12 protein-coding genes and 6 pseudogenes are annotated in these 20558 nt (G+C 40.4%); 13 read left to right on the top strand and 5 right to left on the bottom strand.

Features of this window, described 5'->3' with window-relative positions; genetic code table 11:
* Nucleotides 1-12: 12 nt before the first annotated feature.
* Nucleotides 13-1473 carry a cardiolipin synthase gene (cls, locus tag BTN49_RS10580; RefSeq protein ID WP_097357138.1) on the bottom strand — a complete coding sequence of 487 codons (1461 nt, stop codon included), beginning with the start codon at nt 1471-1473 and terminating at the stop codon, nt 13-15.
* Between the two features lie 1493 nt (nt 1474-2966).
* On the opposite strand from cls, the gene BTN49_RS10575 reads away from it, so the two are divergent.
* The 4 genes and pseudogenes from BTN49_RS10575 (at nt 2967) to BTN49_RS16375 (ending at nt 4984) form a co-directional block, all read left to right on the top strand.
* Nucleotides 2967-3158 (top strand): transposase, encoded by a 192-nt coding sequence (locus BTN49_RS10575; protein ID WP_158523739.1) that lies wholly within the window; start codon nt 2967-2969, stop codon nt 3156-3158.
* A 17-nt stretch (nt 3159-3175) separates the two neighbouring features.
* On the top strand, nt 3176-3400 hold the full coding sequence (locus BTN49_RS19720; RefSeq protein WP_338026459.1) for a transposase: 225 nt from the start codon (nt 3176-3178) through the stop codon (nt 3398-3400).
* A 147-nt stretch (nt 3401-3547) separates the two neighbouring features.
* Nucleotides 3548-4292, top strand: a pseudogene (locus BTN49_RS22620) (IS982 family transposase); the annotation flags it as partial.
* Between the two features lie 326 nt (nt 4293-4618).
* Entirely contained in the window at nt 4619-4984 is a 366-nt protein-coding gene (locus BTN49_RS16375) for a helix-turn-helix domain-containing protein (RefSeq protein WP_199399568.1), read from the top strand.
* Between the two features lie 821 nt (nt 4985-5805).
* Here BTN49_RS16375 and BTN49_RS16370 read toward each other — a convergent pair.
* Nucleotides 5806-6289 (bottom strand): annotated as a pseudogene (locus tag BTN49_RS16370) (DDE-type integrase/transposase/recombinase); the annotation flags it as partial.
* Nucleotides 6290-6811: 522 nt separating this feature from the next.
* Here BTN49_RS16370 and nrdD point away from each other — a divergent pair.
* From nrdD to BTN49_RS10540, 4 genes and pseudogenes are all read left to right on the top strand, one after another.
* Nucleotides 6812-8932 carry an anaerobic ribonucleoside-triphosphate reductase gene (gene nrdD, locus BTN49_RS10555; RefSeq protein WP_097357135.1) on the top strand — a complete coding sequence of 707 codons (2121 nt, stop codon included), beginning with the start codon at nt 6812-6814 and terminating at the stop codon, nt 8930-8932.
* Nucleotides 8933-9117: 185 nt separating this feature from the next.
* Nucleotides 9118-9976, top strand: a pseudogene (locus BTN49_RS22615) (IS982 family transposase).
* A gap of 416 nt (nt 9977-10392) precedes the next feature.
* A pseudogene (locus BTN49_RS18385) lies at nt 10393-10632 on the top strand (DUF3164 family protein).
* A gap of 113 nt (nt 10633-10745) precedes the next feature.
* Nucleotides 10746-10916, top strand: coding sequence for a hypothetical protein (locus tag BTN49_RS10540; RefSeq protein WP_223823746.1), 171 nt, complete (start codon nt 10746-10748; stop codon nt 10914-10916).
* A gap of 872 nt (nt 10917-11788) precedes the next feature.
* Here the strand turns inward: BTN49_RS10540 and BTN49_RS13420 are convergent.
* Entirely contained in the window at nt 11789-12010 is a 222-nt protein-coding gene (locus tag BTN49_RS13420) for a hypothetical protein (RefSeq protein ID WP_146679401.1), read from the bottom strand.
* A gap of 175 nt (nt 12011-12185) precedes the next feature.
* Between BTN49_RS13420 and BTN49_RS13415 the strand changes: the two genes are divergently transcribed.
* From BTN49_RS13415 to cydC, 4 genes are all read left to right on the top strand, one after another.
* Entirely contained in the window at nt 12186-12398 is a 213-nt protein-coding gene (locus tag BTN49_RS13415; protein ID WP_146679399.1) for a hypothetical protein, read from the top strand.
* An 897-nt stretch (nt 12399-13295) separates the two neighbouring features.
* Nucleotides 13296-14249: a thioredoxin-disulfide reductase gene (gene trxB, locus BTN49_RS10530; protein ID WP_097357134.1), complete on the top strand. Its 954-nt coding sequence runs from the start codon at nt 13296-13298 to the stop codon at nt 14247-14249.
* A 137-nt stretch (nt 14250-14386) separates the two neighbouring features.
* Nucleotides 14387-16156 carry a heme ABC transporter permease/ATP-binding protein CydD gene (gene cydD, locus BTN49_RS10525; RefSeq protein WP_097357133.1) on the top strand — a complete coding sequence of 590 codons (1770 nt, stop codon included), beginning with the start codon at nt 14387-14389 and terminating at the stop codon, nt 16154-16156.
* Nucleotides 16149-17861, top strand: a complete 1713-nt coding sequence (gene cydC, locus BTN49_RS10520) for a heme ABC transporter ATP-binding protein/permease CydC (RefSeq protein ID WP_097357132.1) — start codon at nt 16149-16151, stop codon at nt 17859-17861. The genes cydD and cydC overlap by 8 nt, the downstream gene beginning before the upstream one ends.
* A 140-nt stretch (nt 17862-18001) precedes the next feature.
* On the opposite strand, the pseudogene BTN49_RS22610 reads toward cydC, so the two are convergent.
* Nucleotides 18002-18831 (bottom strand): annotated as a pseudogene (locus BTN49_RS22610) (IS982 family transposase).
* 244 nt (nt 18832-19075) lie between these two features.
* Nucleotides 19076-19339 (bottom strand): annotated as a pseudogene (locus tag BTN49_RS10510) (transposase); the annotation flags it as partial.
* A gap of 646 nt (nt 19340-19985) precedes the next feature.
* On the opposite strand from BTN49_RS10510, the gene infA reads away from it, so the two are divergent.
* Nucleotides 19986-20204: a translation initiation factor IF-1 gene (gene infA, locus BTN49_RS10500; RefSeq protein WP_097357129.1), complete on the top strand. Its 219-nt coding sequence runs from the start codon at nt 19986-19988 to the stop codon at nt 20202-20204.
* Nucleotides 20205-20558: the final 354 nt, after the last annotated feature.

Genomic DNA, 20558 nt, shown 5'->3' with positions numbered 1-20558 from the left:
TAGCATGAAACCCTAGAGTAGGGGACTAAACATATAGAAGAACTGTTCAATGGGACGATTGAATACTGGCCGTCTCTGCCATTCTTGAAGAGAGATTGTTGTCGATACTTCAATATAGGCCTTCTGAAGAGCAATCAAGTCACGACAAAAGTTAGGATCTTCAACATAGAGGGTTAATTCAAAATTAAGCCAGAGGCTGCGCATGTCTAAATTCACGGTGCCGATTAGACAGAAAGATTCGTCGACCATAACAGACTTTGTATGAAGTAACCCACCGTGAAATCGATATATGTTTACGTCGGCTCTCAACAAATCATTAAAAAACGAACGGCTTGCCCAATCCACCATCAGACTGTCATTCTTGGCTGGAATAATAATATTCACAGTTACGCCACGTTGTGCGGTTGTTTGAAGCGCATCCATTAAGCTCTCGCTGGGGATCAAATATGGCGTGGTAATCGTGAGGCTCTCCTTGGCTTGATGAATTGAAAGCATAAGTACTTGTTGAATAATACCGTCGGGCATACCTGGGCCTGAAGGGGTTATTTGCATTACGTGTTTTGCATGCTCACGTTGTTCAAGCAAACAACATTTAGGCAAATCTGGTAGATGGCGAAGTCCCGTTTCTACCTCCCAATCCCACGCGAATATACTATTTAAGATTGGGACAGCTGGGCCTTCTGCTTTCACCATTATATCTATCCATTGTCCGACTCCTACATTTTGCTTGAAGAACCGCGGATCAACCATGTTCATTGAACCAGTGTAACCAACAGTGTTGTCGATAATGATGATTTTTCGGTGTTGTCTAATATCGAGGCGCCGTAAGAACATACGAAAGGGGCTTACTGCTAATGCTTCCACTAACTCGATACCTGATTGGCGCATTTTATCTGGCCAATGGCTTTTGAAAAATACTTTGCTGCCAGCGGAATCAAGCATTATACGAACGGTAACACCGCGCCCAGCTGCATCACAAGCAGCTTTGGCAACATCATTCGTATGCCCTCCAGGCTGCCAAATGTAAAAGACCATATTTAGGGAACGTTTGGCATTTTCGATATCTCTTGTAATGGCACGAAGGATATTGCTCGTTTCACTTTGCAGTGAGAGCTGGTTACCAGTTATGGCAGGAATACCGGTGCGTTTTAGACAGAGGTCATGAACTGGTCTGGAAAGGGAGATCTCATGTTGAGAACGATAGACTTCACATTGGTTGAAGGATTCCAGCCAATATCGATAGGGCTCAAACATCGATTTTGATCGTTCAGCTCGGGTTTTACCCAGATTTAATTCACCTAAAAGTAAGTAGAGAATCACACCGACAATGGGAACGATATAAATGATCATCAACCAAGCTATTGAAACACCTAATGCACGGCGTTTTAACGCAACACGGATGGTAACAGAGGCGATCAATAGCCAGTAAAAAAAGACGCTAGACCAAACGAGAAATTGATAAATCTTTTCCATATCTAACCAGTTAACCTCAGATTTGTATAAGCGCGTCTTTTTTAAGCCAAGTAATTTAAAGGCTTGACTTTGTTAGTTGGAATATATAAGCAATGGATACAGTAATCAGGTTGACCATAAAGCTTACCCACTACGGTGCCAAGAATGCTTTATTTTGGGCTTGTATGTTCAATTGGTTGTTCTTCGTGTAGGAAGCCTATGTCTGTATCGAGACCATTATAGCGATCGTTGCCAGGCATGTTGCAAGACCTTCCATCTTGGATATACATATACCTAAAGGACTTGAAGATATTCGATTCAAGAGGTTATCAGTGTGTTCACTTAGTGGCAAATTATCATAGGAATAATAAGTCTATTTCACGGGAATTTAACGACACAACGTGCACATCTATGCTTTTCCATAGGTTAAATTTACTGACGCCATTCTTGGTATTATCATTGGTATTATCATTTTTTGATGGAGATCTCTAGCCTTACAAAGGGATGCCTTGATTATGACATCTGTAAAGCTTGCTTAAGCCTACGTCTTCAAGTTATTTTGGTATACACGGATTGTTAGGTGTGGATACAATAGTAAATTGTTGAACTTGCTATGAACAAATTCGGATATCCGCGACTCCTATCGAGTACTACACATCTGCATTAATGCGGTTGGCTGCGTTTTAAAAGACGCACACCGATGTGTGTAACGACTTCCCTTCTTGATGTATAGGATGCCCTTCTTTATCTTCACCTTATCGTCACGTTTCATCCTAATTTTATAGGGTTTACCATGATAGAAAAGATCATTGTATAACGCACCACCATTACCATGGTAATACAATATAGCGGTAAAGCGTATTTTTACTGAGTGTCACATGTTGCTTTAGAGCCAGTTCGCCGCTAATCACATCGGGTGACGTATACATGTGAAAGCGCTCATGAATGAACACCTTCATTCTCTCTGAAATACGTTCAAAAGCCAACCATTTCATAGTGTTGGAGTAAGTTTTTGAGCCGGATTTTATGCAAGGAGATACTAGTATCCGCCGTGAAAATTATTTGGGATATGCAGCTTTATTTCTCGACTGATAGTGAGGTGAAGACAGCCAAATGTTCTAGAAAGCTGGCTAAAGGAATCAGCCTCAGCCAATCATTGCTCAATATAAAGTCAGTCATTGTCATTTAACTGTTTATGAAACATGAATAACTCCAAGCTAAAATAGGATGCGGAGAGTGGACTTTAATCTGGCTGACTCTCCGCTAGATTGTGAATGTCACCTGACGGAGGGTGGTACTTATCTGAGAATGTATATGAGCAAGGCGTTGTTTCCCAACTATCTGAACTAATACTAATTCCTGCGATCAGATCATCATGGAGTTACGCGGGAAGTGCTGATGGGAAAGGGAAAGGCCAGGCATAAGATCAGCAACTGGAAACAATACAATCAAAAATTAGTAAATCAAGGCTCAGTCACTTTCTAGATAAACGTCCATGCCATTAAGGCATGGCATTGTCTAAAGCATCAGGGTCATCGTGGCCGTGGGTTTATATTTTAGATACCGAGATTGAAACGGTACTGATGGTGAAAGGTATTTCAAAGCTCCCACTTCGTGGATTAAAAGGCTTTCTCAATTTGGTTTTTACGTTGATGAATGTCCCGTTAAAATACCCTACATACACTTGCATTAGTAATGTGTTATAAGATCGTAGAAGTTAAGTATCGGTTGCCGAGTCGTTATTGACACCACAGGCTTAAAGATATACGGAAAAAGTAAATGGAAAACGCGTAAACACGGTAAGGAGAACCAGTATATCTGTCGCCAATATCATCTTGCCGTTGATGTGTCTAGTCATGCAGTTATTGCTGCAGAAGTTAACCTGGTTTTTGTGGGTGAAAATGAGATTTTATCTATATTGATTAACCAATTACGACGAAAGATATAGCAAGTCAATGTTGATGAAACCTATGACGAAATAGCATTTCACCACATACTAGAAAACAAAGGAATAACACCCAGTATTCCACCTCGAAGCAACGCGGGGTATTGGGAGGAAGGATATCCTAGAAATGAAGCTGTAAAGGAGTTGAAAGAGGAAGTGATGACGATACTGATAGCTTTCCATCAATCCGGGTATCAAGACTGCAAAACTTATTAGATCCACTTTGTTTGTCTCTACCTCACCAACGAATTTCCTGAATTAGTTAGCTACACGAGGATGCTCAAGTTCATGCAAGGTGTTCTGGTTCCGCTTTGCTATTACCTCACTCACCGTCAGGCAAGGCCTTTGTTGATTCGTCTAAGCTACAGGTTTATCACAACCCTCGCATTCTCAGACATCAGGTTTTTAAAGGTACCGCGAAGTGAAGAAAGGAACGATGTAGTGGTTCTACGGTTTTAAATCACACCTTATTATCAATGACCAAGGGGGCATTATCTCAGTCAAAGGTGACGATGACTAACGTAAATGATAGAAAATCTATATCGGAAATGGTTGACGAGTTTTGGGAGTGTTTATATGGAGATAAAGGTTATATCTCTGATCTATTGGAGCGAGAACCTGAAGATAAGGGAGTGATACTGATAACGGGTGTGAAAAAAAAGATGAAACCCAAAGTCATGAAACTTTAGGTTTCACTGATACTCCAGAAACGATTTATTATTGAAACCGTTTTTGATCAACAAACAACATCTCCCAAATTGAGCATTCTCGGCACCGTAGTTGTATCAGCTTTATGGTCAATTTGCTGGCGGGGCTTATCGCGTATTAATTTCAACCAAAGGAGCCGAGTATCAAGATTATTAGGCTTGATAAGCACGCACTTATGCAGATCTGAGGTTAATTACAATACTCAAGTTGGTGAAGTACCGGTAAATGGCGGTTGCGAACCTCTCCCTTCTTTCCGTTAGCTTGGAGTGATGTAAAATTATCGAGTAAGGATTTAACCTCGTCTTCTATAGCTTGAGCCAACAACTGCTGTGCGCTTTGTTCAGCAGTTAATTAAAATGTTATGATTATCGTCCATGTGGTGTATTCCTTGTTGGTTGTTAATCTGACGAGATGAATCAACAGGTTACACCGCATTATTTCCTACCCATACAGCAGAAATCATTATATCTCCTAAAGAACACTCTTACATCCTCTTTTGGCTTGGAGATGTTCATGGCTCATACACAGTTAAATGACAATGACCGATTTTATATTGAACAACGATTGGTTGAGGCTTATTTCTTTAGCCAGATTGCCCGAATACTCGATTGTGTTCACTCCACTATCAGTCGAGAAATAAAGCGCCATATCCCAGACAATTCTCACAGAGTGGACTGTCCTCACCTTGCATCAAAACAGGATAAAGAAACACGCTCCACCGCCACAAACAGGCTGGATTTTAACGGTGTTTCAAAGAGAATGAAAGTGTTCATTCATGAGCATCCCAGCACGCATACGTCACCCGATGTCATTAGCGGAGAACTGGCTCTGAAGCTTGATGTGATGCTCAGTGAAAACACCCTTTACCGGTATATATAGCATGATAGGGCTAATTGTTGGGTGCTATACAAAGATCTTCCCCATCCAGGCAAACCCTACAGAATCAAGATGAGCAGCGGTGATAAAGTAAAGATAAAGAACTGTGTTGGTATTAAGAAATGGCCTGATATTGCAGATGAAAAGACCGAGTTTTGTCATTTTGGAATTGACACTGTTGTCGGAATTTGGCACAAATCTTTTTTCTTACCATGATAGATAAAGCCAATAAACTCTGCTGCATCAGAAGGATACCCAATAAGCAGGTAGGTACAGTGCTGTAGACGTTTATTGATATTGTAAATTTTACTTTCTATGACTTCAAAACCCTTACGTCAGATAACAGTACAGAGTTTACAGGTCATGAAGAAGTTGTTGAGATCACCGACGTTGATTGCTATTTTGCTAAACCTTATCGATTAAGTGATCGGGTTTTTAATGAGCATACCAATGGTTTGATAAGGCGATTTTTATTCAAGGGAACTGACTTCAACGAGGTTAGTAATGAAGAAACTACCAAGATATAGCACATCCTCAATACATGTGGTAGATCGAGTCTTAGAGATCGTTCTCCTAATGATATTTTTTTGAGTATTTAATGGTGGTTTCAGATATAACACCTGTGCATTTCAGATGACGTAAGGTGAAATAGATAAACCCTATGGACTATGGAACTGTCCATTTTTAATTATCGATTATAGCTTTATACTAGCGAGTGTTACAGTGACTCCTTCATTTGATTTCCATCCTAAGCACTGATGTATCTTACCTTTAACTTTCCGGTGACTTTTCTCGACCAAGTTGAGCTTCCTCCCCGCCAACTAGAGTTGGATGTTGATATTTAGCAGTGCTAACACATTGGTACTACTCTTATTAATCATAACCCTTTCAGGTAAACCGTTATGGTCTATTGCTTTGTTGAAGAAGGTATGGATCACTTTCTCATCACTGTGTTCACACAGTAGAAGATGAATGACATTACCGAACTTATCAAACAGCCAGATAGGAATACTTCCACTAACCTTTGACGTTGATATATGTCACGTCCATCTGCCACGAAGAGGCGATAGGTTTCTTTATTCAGTGAGCCTAATATTCCAGAAAAGGAGGATATTTCTGATAAACCACCGATTGATGGCTGAGTGATCAGCATTGATACGCATCAAGCATCATCTCTTCGATTTCACGGTAACTAAGTGTATAAAAAACGTAATAGCGAACAACCTAGAGGATGATGTCGGAAGGAAAGTAGCAACCATAAAAGTTGATAATAATAATACTAGAAATAATGAATGTTGATGAGATCATAACTTAGCACTCCAGTTTGCGAGAAAACCCTAGTTTTTTAGACTGTTCTTAAACGAATTTTGTACAGTAAACATCAATAGTCCCTAGTGAATGTCATGCACAGTGATTTTATCACATGATGCTTTTGAGCATTATGCTTAATTTTTTTTATTGGCTTTTATTAAAAACTGACTTTTATCCACACTATCTAAAGAGATAAACATAATACTTTATTCCACCATGATCTAAATCAATGTTTTTGATGCTTTCCAATCGTCTAATAAGATATATCTTGTAGTAATGTTTGTATATTTTTCCATATTTAGTATTTGTTGACGGAATGCGCAAAATAACGATAAACATATAAGTTTTAAGAAATTACGCGAAACTTCCAGTCATAAGTAGGTATTTTTCAGAAGTTGATTATATGTTATCGAGTGATTAAGTCTTTTAGGTTACATTTTTCGTCTAAAAATGAACACAATTACGGTTTTTATACAAAATGTACCCTTCGTGGCATGGCATTAATTGAGGTGGTAAGTAGTGAAACCAGTTGTTATTAAACGGGATGGTTCTCGTGAACCTTTCCAGCAGCAACGCATTGAAAATGCAATAATCAGTGCGTCACAGGCAATAAAAGGCATGGCTCCATCTTATGCGGCGGGAGTGGCCGATGACGTTCTAGCACAATTCAGGCGTGTTCCTGAGATTGAAATTCACCAAATACAAGATGCGGTTGAAAACCATTTGATGGCAGGGCCGTATAAGGCTATTGCTCGCTCGTACATAGAATATCGTCATGATCGTGATAACATCAGAGAATGTAAAAACCGACTGAACCAGGATATCCGTGGTTTGGTTGAACAAACAAACCCCGACATACTTAACGAAAATGCGAATAAAGATAGCAAAGTGATCCCGACTCAACGTGACTTGTTAGCCGGCATTGTTGCTAAACATTACGCCAAGCAATATATGCTGCCTAAAACCGTTGTTAGTGCACATGAACAAGGGGATATTCACTACCATGATTTAGATTATGCACCTTTTTTCCCCATGTTTAACTGCATGTTGATTGATCTAGAAGGCATGTTAACCAAAGGTTTTAAAATGGGTGACGCTGAAATTGATCAACCAAAATCTATTACCACTGCAACCTCCGTGACTGCCCAAATCATCGCACAGGTGGCTAGTCATATTTATGGAGGAACTACTATTAACCGTATTGATGAAATCCTCTCGCCGTATGTTGAAATCAGTTACGAAAAACACTTAAATGTGGCAAAAGAGTGGGGAATTTCTGATTTGAAGGGCTATGCAAGATCCCGCACTCAGAAAGAATGTTATGACGCTTTTCAATCACTTGAATATGAAGTGAACACGCTACACACTGCGAATGGACAGACGCCATTTGTCACTTTCGGTTTTGGTTTGGGTGAATCTTGGTCGGCTCGTTTGATCCAGTTATCAATTTTAAAAAACCGCATCGCAGGCTTGGGACGTAGCCGTAAGACCGCTGTGTTTCCGAAACTTGTATTTAGTGTGAAAGCAGGCTTAAATCTGAAAATTAGTGAACCGAACTATGATATCAAACAACTTGCCCTGGAGTGTGCTTCTAAGCGTATGTACCCAGATATTCTTAACTACGATAGTGTTGTAAAAGTGACGGGTTCATTTAAAACCCCAATGGGATGCCGCAGTTTCTTGGAACCATATGAAGAGAATGGAGAACTGATCCATGAAGGTCGCAACAATATTGGCGTGATTAGTTTGAATCTACCCCGTATCGCGATTCGTTCAAACGGTTGTGAAGAAACCTTCTATAAACTACTTGATGACACTATGATTGTGGCACGTGAAGGTTTAGATACCCGTATTTCACGCCTTGATAGTGTGAAAGCTAGAGTTGCTCCAATCCTGTATATGGAAGGTGCATGTGGGGTTAGGTTGAAAGCAAACGACAACATTAGTGAGATATTTAAACACGGTCGTGCATCTATATCTCTCGGATACATTGGTTTGCATGAAACAATGAATGCCTTGTACGGTATTGGTGAACATGTATACGATTCAGGAATGTTGCGTAAAAAAGCACTCTCCATTGTAGAATATATGAAAAATGCAACTGACCGTTGGAAAAACGAGACGGGTTATGGATTCAGTTTATATAGTACACCGAGCGAAAACCTATGCACCCGTTTTTGCAAAATTGATGCAAAAGAATTTGGCGTAATAGAGGGAGTAACAGACAAGGGATATTACACAAATAGTTTCCACTTGGACGTGGAAAAACATGTAAATCTGTATGACAAAATTGACTTCGAGATGCCTTATCCGTTGATCGCAAACGGGGGTTTCATTTGCTATGGCGAATACCCAAATATTCAACACAATATCGAAGCATTAGAAAACGTTTGGGATTATAGCTACGATCGAGTGCCTTATTACGGGACAAATACACCTATTGATGAGTGTTATGAGTGTGGATTCAAGGGTGAATTTCACTGCTCCAGCAAAGGTTTCGTATGCCCTAAGTGTGGTAATTATGATTCGACAAAAGTCTCAGTCACACGGCGCGTGTGTGGCTATTTGGGAAGCCCTGATGCTCGTCCGTTTAACGATGGAAAGCAGGAAGAAGTAAGACGTCGTGTTAAGCATATGTAGATCATTTAAATGGGGTTTCATTAGTATTATCTAATTGATGTGGTTATGTAAATGCCAAGGTATTATTGATTAAATCAGGCCTATAACGCACTGATCCCAATCTTTTTTACAGTCTTAATTTATCTGCTGGCGAACAGGCATACCGAGTTTTATAATAAAGCAGTGACTGCACAAGGACTTTGTGCATGAATAACTTAGACGCTGTTTTTGTTGATGTAGATGATTTCTGCTAGACTTTTCTCCCTGCATGGGAAAAAACACCTAATTTCTTCCGGTATCAAACAAAGAAACAAGCCTTCTCTCCTCTCAGTTAGCGAAGTGATGATGATAGTGATAGCTTTTCATCAATCTGGGTATCAAGATTTTGAAACCTATTACATCCACTTTATTTATCGCTACCTCACCACCGAATTTCCTGAATTAGTTAGCTACACGAGGATGCTCAAGCTCATGCAAGGTGTTCTGGTTCCGCTTTGTTCTTATCTCACTCACCGTCAGGGATTGCCTTCGTTGATTCGTCCCAGATATAGGTTTGTCACAACCTAGGCATTCTCAGATATCCGATTTTTCAAAGGTACCGCGAAGCGAGAAGAAGGAACGATTTGGTAGTTCTACGGCTTCAAATTACACCTTATTATCAATGACCAAGGTGGCATTATCTCAATCAAAGTGACGACGGCTAACGTGGATGATAGAAATTATGTATTGGAAAGGGCTGACGAGCTTTGAGGGTATTTATACGGATACAAAAGTTATATCTCTGGCTCATTGTAGCGGGAACTCGCAGACAAGGGAGGGACATTAATAATATGGGTAAAAAAGAATATGAAACCCAAAATTATGAAACTTTGGGATCGCCTGATACTCCGGAAATGATTTATTATCGGAACCGTTTTTTGACCAACAAAAAACATCTCCTAAATCTAGCATTTGCGGCACTGTAGTTGTATCAGCTTTATGGTCAACTTGCTGGCGGGGCTCATCACGTATTCATTTCAACCAAAGAAGCCGAGTATCAAGATAACTCGGCTTCGACGAAGTTAAAGTTACTGAAAAAGACGGCGCTTTTACATTCAATAGAGGGGAGAAAAATAATGACTAATCAAAGCCAACCACAAGACGGTTTTCGCTTTAACGACCAAAGCATCAAGTACCAGTAAACCAAATTAAAGATATTGACTTATGGCATGATGACGTAGTTACCGACATCGTAAAAAGACAATTGCGACACAAGAAAAACTCGCGCTGTTTAAGAAAAAAGCCAGGCAAAACGTAGCAGATTTTGTAGACTTAGGTTCTGCTGAATTTCATGTGAAATCAAAAGCCACATTACCCTGCTTTCATTTGATGAAAATATAAGGTGTAACGCTCTCTCTGAGAGCATCGTATATTCGGTAAACACATCCCTAGCTGCTAGGGCAAAAATTGACGAAGGCATTAACCGTTAAAATGAGAACTTAATTGATGAAATAAAAGCCCTAGTTGATTTGTCTTTCAGTGTAAACAAGCAAGGTCACATCGATGTAAAGCAAGTGCTTAACCTTCGCTAGCTGAATATTACCGACCAAGATTGGTTAGAAGCGATGAATGCCATTGCTAATTCAATTCGCACTGTAGGCAAAAGGCCTTACCTGCGCATCTATGAACGCCAATGTAATTGTCAGTATAAACAAATCGACCTTGATATCGCCAAGCTGTAGCGAGGTGTAAATGTTACTGATAAGCACCCTACATGGAGAGATAAACGTGAGTCTCCCTATGAGATACAACAACATCGTAACCGTTTATGACAAACGGAATTGAGGGTTTAAACATGCATATAGCCAACCCACTCCAACGTTCTTTTACTACCGCGCATACACGTAGCCTGATTGATCTCGAAATTGAAATGGCAGAAGCCTTAATTAAAAAAAACGGCATTGCGTTTCCAGATTACATATTTGAAAAATGTTACATCGCAGCACTGAAGTTCATTCTAAATTAGTCAGGTTCGAACGTTCGAGAAAAGTATGAAGACATGAAGGAGGAACTCAATGGAAAAGATAAAAGTAAAGCGGCCTAATCAATTAATTAGATATATCATAAAGTTTCTCCGCTGCTCTCAACTAAAAGCAGAATAATGGGCAGATAACAACTGCGGTGATTGGCGCAATACGCAATTATCCAAAGCGAAGTGAGTGACATCAATATCAAGCAATGAAAAGGAATATGAAGAATGAAAAAACCAATTACAAAAGAAAGGTGCCTTGAGTAACAAGCGAACATTGCTTGTCTATCTAGCAAACGCACTAGGAACTGATAATCAGCCAGTACGACACAAAGCTATAATGAGGTTTTTATTATGTTTGGTGAATACACACCACTAATGAAATCAGGTTTATTACAACGCCTATTAGCGAATGGGAAAGCTATACTAGATGCTGAACTATGCTTGCAGAAAGGTTATCCCCACCCCAGCCAAGAGTATTGACCTCAAGACACCTTATTTTGGTAGCTAGGAAGGAGACCCCACGATGTGTTGCAGAGTTGGTGCAAAGCTTGTCAGTTGGAATTCAGGAACGCAAAAGGCAAAGCTGCTTAGGAAAAGTAAAAGGACATGCCTTAAGTCCCACCACATATAGTTTTTGGGAGAAAATTCCTAGGTAAAAGAATACGAAAACGGAACTATTCACCTCGGTGAGAGTTGGTACCAAAGCAGATTTCCCGCATGATGAAGCCACCCAAAATACACTGCTTAACTTCATTATTGGTTAACGGTATGCCTTCATGATGAAGGAAAAACCAGAATCCTTGTTCGTGCTTTAAGATATAGGTACACCTTCCAGCATACTGAGATGTTGGTACCTGTTCACTTTTTTAGCCAAGCAGAAAGGTTTTTACTAAGACGAGACATTCGTCGCCGCCACTCAATGTCAGTAATTTTTTCTTGCTCATATCGATGCTAAATTCGGAATACCGCATGGCAGAGCAGAACAAAACGTTTGCCAATATGAGACGTTGAACCTCTACCGCTGTACTCCGCCATTTGTTGTAAATTGCGAGTGACATGTGTCCAACAGAACTAGTGGCGTGTAGCATCCAGCCAGTTATACCTACCATATTGGTAGGTTATCACTATCACAGTAGCACTGTTTATCTAGCATCGCTTTTGCTGTTTCTGCATTATGCCGATAACGAATAGTTTGATATACCGCTCACTGGAGTTATGGTAAACTCTGGTATACAGCTCTCCAGAGCTGTATACTAATGAGTGTTGATTCAATGGGGAACTGGGGAACGATTACGTGATGAGATTATAGAAGGTGAAATTTACAATAGTAATAAATATCTCTATTACTCTACCAGTCTGCTTATTGGATATCTTTCTGATGCAGTAGAATTTACTGGCCTTATCCACCTCGGTAAGAAAAAACTATTTCCGCCAAGTCCCGACGACGGTGTCAATTCGGTGTCAATTTCGAAATGATCAAACTCAATCTTTTATCTTTACCCAATCTTTTATCTTTACCTTATCGCCACTGCTCATCTTTATGTTGTAGGATTTACCATGATGGTAGGATTTACCATGATGGGGAAGCTCCTTATAGAACACCCACTCATTACCCCTGTCACGCCATATATATCGGTAAAGCGTGCATTCATTGAGAATCTCTGGTCATGTATGCGTTCTTGAGACACTCATGAATGAACACCTTGATTTTTTTGAATACAGTCAAATGGCAGCACGTTCGTGGCGTTGGCACAGATTAATTTAACCTGTTTTGATGCAAGGAAATGAAAGTATATGCCTTAAAAATTATCGTGGATATGACGTTTTATTTCTCGACTGATAGTGGAGTGAACTCAGTCAAGTGTTCTGGCAATCTGCCTAAAGGAACCACCCTTAGCTAATCATTGCTCAAATATACTATCGGTCATTGTCATTTAACTATTTATGAGTTACGCACATATCCAAGCTAAAAGAGTACTTTAGTCTGGTTGACTTTCCAATAGGTTGCGCACTTCACCTGATGGAAGGCAGACTAAAAGCAGTCTAAAAAGACGATTGTCAACTTCCAACATGGAAATCTCGTACAAAATTAGGAAATAATCGAATTTCACTATTTCACTACATTAGATAAATCCATCATTATCCTGATGGATAAACAGCTTGAAATTCCTGCTCATTGAATGAACTCTATGAACATAATCGACTTATGTGACCATAGATAAGATAGGGTAATCAACAATGTTACAATATGCAAGTACGATTGATGGTTAAAGTAGTATAAAAGACTAAAGAGTTCCCTCTGGTGGTCTTTCATTAACGTCTCAATTTCCATACAATCACCTTCAATATATAAAATATTAACTCGGAGAAACAATGAGCAAAATAAAGCATGCAAACCTTCTAATCTTAGGTTCTGGCCCTGCTGGTTATACCGCTGCGGTTTATGCCGCGCGCGCTAACCTGAATCCAGTAATGATAACGGGTCTGCAACAGGGCGGTCAACTTACCACCACAACAGAAGTTGAGAATTGGCCTGGTGATCCTGAATATTTGACAGGATCAGCACTGATGGATCGGATGAAAAAACATGCAGAGAAGTTTAATACTGAAATCCTCTTCGACCACATCTGCGAAACCGACCTGTCTCAACGACCTTTCCGCTTAAAAGGTGATAACAGAGAATACACATGTGATGCACTGATTATTGCAACAGGAGCATCTGCTCAGTATTTGGGTGTAGAATCCGAGGAAAGATTTAAAGGCCGAGGTGTTTCAGCCTGTGCAATATGCGATGGATTTTTTTATCGCAACAAGAATGTGGCAGTGATCGGAGGCGGTAACACTGCTGTTGAAGAAGCTATTTACCTCTCTAATATTGCGGCTGAAGTTCACCTTATCCACCGTCGCGATACATTCCGCGCCGAGAAAATTATGATTAGTCGTCTTATGGATAAAGTAAACAACGGAAACATAGTTTTGCACACTGACCGCGTTTTAGATGAAGTGTTAGGTGATGACATGGGCGTCACTCGCCTCCGTATCAAAGAGACTCAATCTGATGCAACAGAAGAATTAGAAGTGATGGGGGTGTTTGTTGCAATAGGCCACAAACCAAACACTGAAATATTTGAAGGTCAATTGGAGATGCACAATGGCTATATCAAGGTCAATTCTGGTCTTGACGGTAACGCTACGCAAACCAGCATTGAAGGTGTATTCGCCGCGGGCGATGTCATGGATCACGTATACCGTCAAGCCATTACCTCTGCAGGTACAGGTTGCATGGTAGCGCTTGATGCCGAACGTTACCTCTACGCAAAAGAGTAAAATACGTAAACTAGCTATCTCACTAAGCTTCCTGACAGTAGGTCAAGGATCTTTAAACCATATATCTCTTCCATCACTCGATGCATAGAATTGCAATTCTACGAATGAAAAGACGATACAAACACCTATGAAGTATTATGGATAAAGAAAAACAGCGCTCACTAGCCCTATGGCTCAAAGAGCAGAGCAAGCTTGGCACAACTTGGCTTCTAACAGCTATTGGTCTTGCATTTATGTCAAGTTTATTGTTGATTGTACAAGCAGCTCTGCTAGCTAATATCTTACACGGGCTTATCATAGAACAAACGAATAAATATGACCTTTGGCTATCTTTTTTTAGCCTAGCTATCATTGTTTGCTTACGTGCGTTGTGTCGCTGGGGTAAAGAGCTTGCTGGTTACCGTGCAGGTGAAATGGTTCGCCTTCACATTCGACACTTAATTTTGGACAAGCTCCAATTACTCGGCCCTGCAACTATCCAAGGAAAGCCTTCTGGTACTTGGGCAAGTCTTGTTCTCGAACAAATCGAAGAAATGCAGGATTTCTTTGCACTCTATTTGCCACAAATGGCCATCTCGGTATTGATACCTTCTGTGATTCTCATTGCAATCTTCCCAATTAACTGGGTGGCAGGATTGATCTTTTTAATCACAGCACCACTGATTCCTTTTTTTATGGCGTTGGTTGGTATGGGAGCTGCGGATGCAAATCGCCGTAACTTTAAGGCCCTTCAACACCTATCCGGATATTTTTATGATCGTCTTCGTGGACTAACAACCATTCGTCTATTTGACCAAGTGGAAGCTGAAAGAAAAAATCTTATCATAGCTTCTGAAGGTTTCCGTCAACGCACCATGGAAGTTCTAAGACTCGCTTTTATCTCCTCCGCCGTACTTGAATTTTTCACGGCACTGTCTATAGCCGTAACAGCGGTTTACTTTGGTTTTAGCTTTATTGGTAAATTAAATTTTGGACATTACGGTCTCGAAAATACGCTATTCGTTGGCCTATTTATCTTGGTGCTTGCACCCGAATTCTACCAACCTCTACGCGACCTTGGTACCTATTACCACGTAAGAGCACAAGCTATCGGAGCCGCTGAGTCAATCGTCCACTTCCTTGAATCAAAGCCTGCGTATCAAACATCAGGGAACAAGAAAATTCCATCAAAAACGATCGAGTTGAAAGCAAGTAAACTAGAAGTATTAAGCCCAGATGGAGTTGTACTAGCCGGCCCGCTTTCATTTACCATCCATGCAGGACAAAAAGTTGCTCTCGTTGGAGAAAGTGGTGCAGGTAAAACCAGCCTTATTAACGCTATTTTAGGTTTCCTTCCCTATCGTGGCAGCTTGACTATCAACAATGTAGAACTGAGAAAGGCTGATCTGTCGCACTGGCATAAGCAAATAAGTTGGGTTGGGCAAAACCCACAACTGTTCTATGGTACGATAAAAGACAACATCTGCTTAAGATCATCACGTGTAACAGAAGACCGAATGCACTATGTAACCAAAGCTTCCTATGTAAATGAATTCATCTCACGTTTAGAACATGGTTCTCTACATCATGTTGGTGATAAATCAAGCAGATTATCTGTCGGGCAAGCTCAACGTATCGCCGTGGCACGTGCATTGTTACAAGATGGTTATTTTTGGCTTCTTGATGAACCTACAACCAGTTTAGATGCTACTAGCGAACGTCTTATAATGGCGAGCTTGGAGCATGCCACCCAAGATACGACAACACTATTGATTAGCCATCGAATCGACCTGTTAGGTACCTGTGATCTCTTGCTGATCATGGAGAAAGGGAAATTGGTTCAACAAGGAAAGTTTGAAGCATTGCGTCAAAAAGGTCTTTTTGCAGAAATGATAAAAACAGTCGATAAAAGGAACTTTGATGCGTGATCTCATTCCATTTTTAAGAATCTACAAAAAACACTACTTCGAGTTATCCTTAGGCGTGTTACTTTCATTTTTCACGTTAGCAGCGGCATTCGGTCTATTAACATTATCTGGCTGGTTTATTTCAGCTTCCGCTGTCGCAGGTCTTACCAGTAACTTCAACTACATGCTTCCCGCCGCAAGTGTACGTGGATTGTCCATTGTTAGAACCACTGGTCGATGGGCTGAACGTGTTATCAGTCACAATACAACCTTTAAGTTGCTTACCGATCTGCGGATTTTATTTTTTGATAAACTAACACAATTAATTCCTGGAAATCTTGGTAATTTGCGTGATGCAGACATCCTTAACCGTCTGATAGCGGATGTAGATGCAATGGATCATGTTTATTTACGACTAATAAGTCCAATGGTGGTTGGTGTATTTGGCATTTTCGGTATCAGTGGTTTGATTTATTGGTTTGATTCAACACTAGGCATTACATTAGGAATTATTTTACTCACGATGATGCTTATTTTACCAGTAGTGTTCTTTTTTCTTGGCAGAACTCACGGCGCTGCAATAACACTTACAAAATCAAACTTGCGTATTACTTTACTGGATTGGTTGCAAGGTCATGCAGAACTGCAAATTTTCGGTGCCGCTGATCGTTATAGGGAACAAACACACATTCATGAATGTGCTTTGTTAAACGTCCAACGTAAAATGGCGGAAATTTCAAGTCTTGCGAACGGTTTCTTGCTTGCTGCTAATGGATTGACCTTGGTCTTGATCGTCTGGCTAGCTGCAGACGGTGTGGGCGTGAATACCCCTAACCCAATGGTTGCGATGGTAGCATTTGCGACAATGGCAAGCTTTGAGTTAATGATTCCTATAGCGTGTGCTTTTCAATATCTCACGCAGACTGCCACATCAGCAAAACGCCTCAATGAAATCATCGAAGCGACACCTGAAACTAAGTTTAATCCAATGGGTTATAATAAGACCGCAAAAGGGGATATCCGGTTTGATGGTGTAACCTATTACTATCAAGACACCAACCAGCCCTCTATCGACATGGTATCTCTTCACATCAAAGTAGGTGAGAAAGTAGCGTTACTAGGCCGAACAGGATGTGGTAAATCTACCTTATTACAGTTGTTGACCCGTTCTTGGGATCCAACACAAGGAAATATCCTTATCGATGGCGTGCCTCTATCACGATGGACAGAATCAGCGTTACGCAAATCTATTGCTGTGGTTAGCCAGCGTATTGATGTTTTTAACGGTACACTTAGAAGCAACCTCATGATGGCAAAACCCTCAGCTAGCGATGAAGAACTCCTGCAGATTATCCAACAGGTCGGCTTGTCCGTGCTACTTGATAGCCTAGGATTAAATACGTGGTTAGGTGATGGTGGCCGACAACTTTCAGGTGGTGAGCGTCGACGTTTAGGCATTGCCCGTGTCATTCTTCGCCACGCCCCCATCCTTTTACTGGACGAGCCCACAGAAGGGCTTGATGTAAAAACAGAACAGCAAATATTATCGTTGTTACTTGATCACTGTAAAAACAAAACAGTCCTGTTCATCACTCACCGTCTTGTTGGACTTACAGAAATGGACACTGTTTATCTAATGGATGAGGGAAAAATTATCGAGCAAGGATCACATCAAACACTCAAGGATGCAGGAAGTCGCTACACAAACTTACTGCGGAGTATTTAATCATTTATTTTCTCTTATCTCCAATAAATTTATCTTCATGTGACTAAGTATCACCCGATCAAGGGCGATGCTTATTAATCTAAGATCTGCATAATCGATTGCTTATCAAGCCGAGTTATTTGGATACTCGGCTTCTTTGGTTAAAATGAATACGTGATAAGCCCCGTTAGCAAGTTGCCCATAAATCTGATACAACTACGGTGCCGAGAATACTCGATTTGGGATATATTTTTTAGTTGGTCAAAAACGGTTTTCAAAAACGGTTTTAATAATAAATCGTTTCCGGAGTATCAGGCGGTTCCAAAGCTTCATCACTTTTGGTTTCATATTTTTTTACACCTATTATCAGTGTAACCCTCTTGTCTGCGAGTTCCCGCTCCACTAGATCAGTGATATAACCTTTGTCTCCGTATAAACACATCCAAAGATCGTCAGCCATTTCCTACACAGGTTTTCTATCATCCACGTTATCCGTTGTCACTCTGACTAATATAATGTTACCTTGGATCATTGATACTAAGGTGTAATTTGAAACCATATAACCACCCCATCGTTCATTTTTCTCGCTTCGCGGTACCTTTAAAAACCTGATGTCTAAAAATGCGTAGATTGTGACAAACCTGTAGCTTAGACGAATAAACAAAAACCATCCCTGTCGGTCTCACCTGACGGTGAGTGAGGTAAGAGCAAGGTGGAACTAGGACACATTGCATGAGCTTGAGCATCCTAGTATAGCTAACGAATTCAGGATATTCGTTGGTGAGGTAGCGACAAACAAAGTGGATGTAATAGGTTTTGAAGTCTAGATACTCCAATTGATGGAAAGCTATCACTATCGTCATCACTTCGCTAATTTAAGAGGAGAAAAGGCTTGTTTCTTTGTTTGATACCGGAAGAAATTAGACGTCTTTGCCCATGCAAGAAGGAACGTCTGGCAGAAGTCAACGAAAATTGCGTCTACGTTATTTATATCCAAGTCCTTGTGCAGTCAATAGTTTATTTCAAACGATCAGATTGCGACTTTGGCATTTAGTTCATTTCTTATGCGCAGCTTAAGTTAATTACGAAGAGTGAGTTTAGGACAGAGCAACTGTTTATAGCAATGAACAAAGTTCTAAGACTTGGTATGCCTGTTCAACAGCAGACAAATTAAGACTATAAAAAAGATTAAGATCAGTGCGTTATAGGCATAATTTAATCAACAATACCTATTTCAGCAGGACATTACTCAACGTAAAAACCGAATTAAGAAATCCTTTTAATCCACAAAGTGGGAGCTTAAAAACACCTTCAACCATCAGTACCGTTTCAATCGCGGTATCCGAAAATATAAAACCACGGCCACGATGACCGTGATGCTTTAGAAAATACCATGCCTTGGTGGCATGGTTGTTTATCCAAAAAGTAACTAATCCACGGTTTACTAATACTTGATTATACTGTTTCCAGTTGCTGATCTTGTGCTTTCCCTTTCCCATCATCACTCCCCGCTTAACTCCATGATAATCTGATCGTAGGAATTACAATTAGTCCAAATATTGGGGAAACAACGCCCACTTAAAGCCGTTAGTTCCAGAAGACTTCGATGGGAATTTAATGATATTGCAGGTATATTTAGCAAGAGTATTCTCTAGAGTCAGAGTTATTTTGCAGGAACTAGCGACGACGATCTGTTAGATGTGATAAAGCAATACATCCAGTAACAGGATAAGCCACATTAAGCGTCTTCGACGCTTGAGAAAGTTCCCTCCTCCCTCCTTTGGAGGGAGCTAACTTTCTAAAGATTGAGGGGGTTTATGTATTCAATAAATTTAGGGGTTCGTCAGTCTGATTCGTGATCTCTGTTACATGATTATATCTAAGGTAACTAGATCGATAAACAGAAGTAAGTGTATAACTACTTATTGAAGCCACTTTAACGAATGAATGAATGAACATACAGGAATCGATAAATAATGGGGTATATTTCACAGAATCACCCTGAAAACCTGGATCTGTATCACATTTTTATGGATTCTTTAGAAGACAAAGGCGTAAAATTCTGCGCTGAACTTTACAGACTCCAACAATCAAGGCATTATCTGGCAGTCAAAAATTGGCTGATAGGCAGCCTAAGAGGGTTAAATGACAAAAGAAGACGTAATTGAATTGCAAGGTGTCGTCCTTGATACCCTGCCAAATACCATGTTTCGCGTAGAGTTAGAGAACGGCCATGTAATTACCGCTCACATCTCTGGTAAAATGCGTAAGAATTACATTCGAATACTAACTGGTGATAAAGTTAGTGTTGAAATGACTCCCTACGACCTATCAAAAGGACGGATTATCTTTCGAGCGCGCTAACAAAAGGAATACCGATATGTTTACTGGGTTTTACAGGAGAAATTGCTTTGAATAGGGGTCGAGATAAGAACAACCATAAAGTGTTAACTATTCTATCATTGTAGAGGCGTATCAGCATACGCCATACCCCCTAAATAAAGAACTCAGACCACTCCGTGAACTACTCGGCACTAAAGTACCTAGCTTCCAAGATAACAGCCTAAGCCACTAGCTCTTCTTTTTTGACGTTTCTCTGGGTACTGCGAGTTGAGCTTTTGGCTCTACTTGTCTTACGGTTCCCTCCACGTCCACTATCTGACTTGAGTTGAAGAACTCCATCGTCAGACAACACCGTTCCAGTGTCTAAAATTAGGT

It is taken from the genome of Candidatus Enterovibrio escicola, assembly GCF_002464935.1.
Taxonomy (GTDB): domain Bacteria; phylum Pseudomonadota; class Gammaproteobacteria; order Enterobacterales; family Vibrionaceae; genus Enterovibrio; species Enterovibrio escicola.
Note: the sequence above shows the minus strand (reverse complement) of the source record. Positions and strands in the feature narration are given on the sequence as shown.

What these genes read in the sequence shown, in the direction of transcription:
- trxB (WP_097357134.1), top strand. Translation starts at nt 13,296, where the DNA reads ATGAGCAAAATAAAGCATGCAAACCTTCTAATCTTAGGTTCTGGCCCT.
- cydC (WP_097357132.1), top strand. Translation starts at nt 16,149, where the DNA reads ATGCGTGATCTCATTCCATTTTTAAGAATCTACAAAAAACACTACTTC.
- infA (WP_097357129.1), top strand. Translation starts at nt 19,986, where the DNA reads ATGACAAAAGAAGACGTAATTGAATTGCAAGGTGTCGTCCTTGATACC.
- BTN49_RS16375 (WP_199399568.1), top strand. Translation starts at nt 4,619, where the DNA reads ATGGCTCATACACAGTTAAATGACAATGACCGATTTTATATTGAACAA.
- cls (WP_097357138.1), bottom strand. Translation starts at nt 1,473, where the DNA reads ATGGAAAAGATTTATCAATTTCTCGTTTGGTCTAGCGTCTTTTTTTAC.
- cydD (WP_097357133.1), top strand. Translation starts at nt 14,387, where the DNA reads ATGGATAAAGAAAAACAGCGCTCACTAGCCCTATGGCTCAAAGAGCAG.
- BTN49_RS10540 (WP_223823746.1), top strand. Translation starts at nt 10,746, where the DNA reads ATGCATATAGCCAACCCACTCCAACGTTCTTTTACTACCGCGCATACA.
- BTN49_RS13420 (WP_146679401.1), bottom strand. Translation starts at nt 12,010, where the DNA reads ATGCTACACGCCACTAGTTCTGTTGGACACATGTCACTCGCAATTTAC.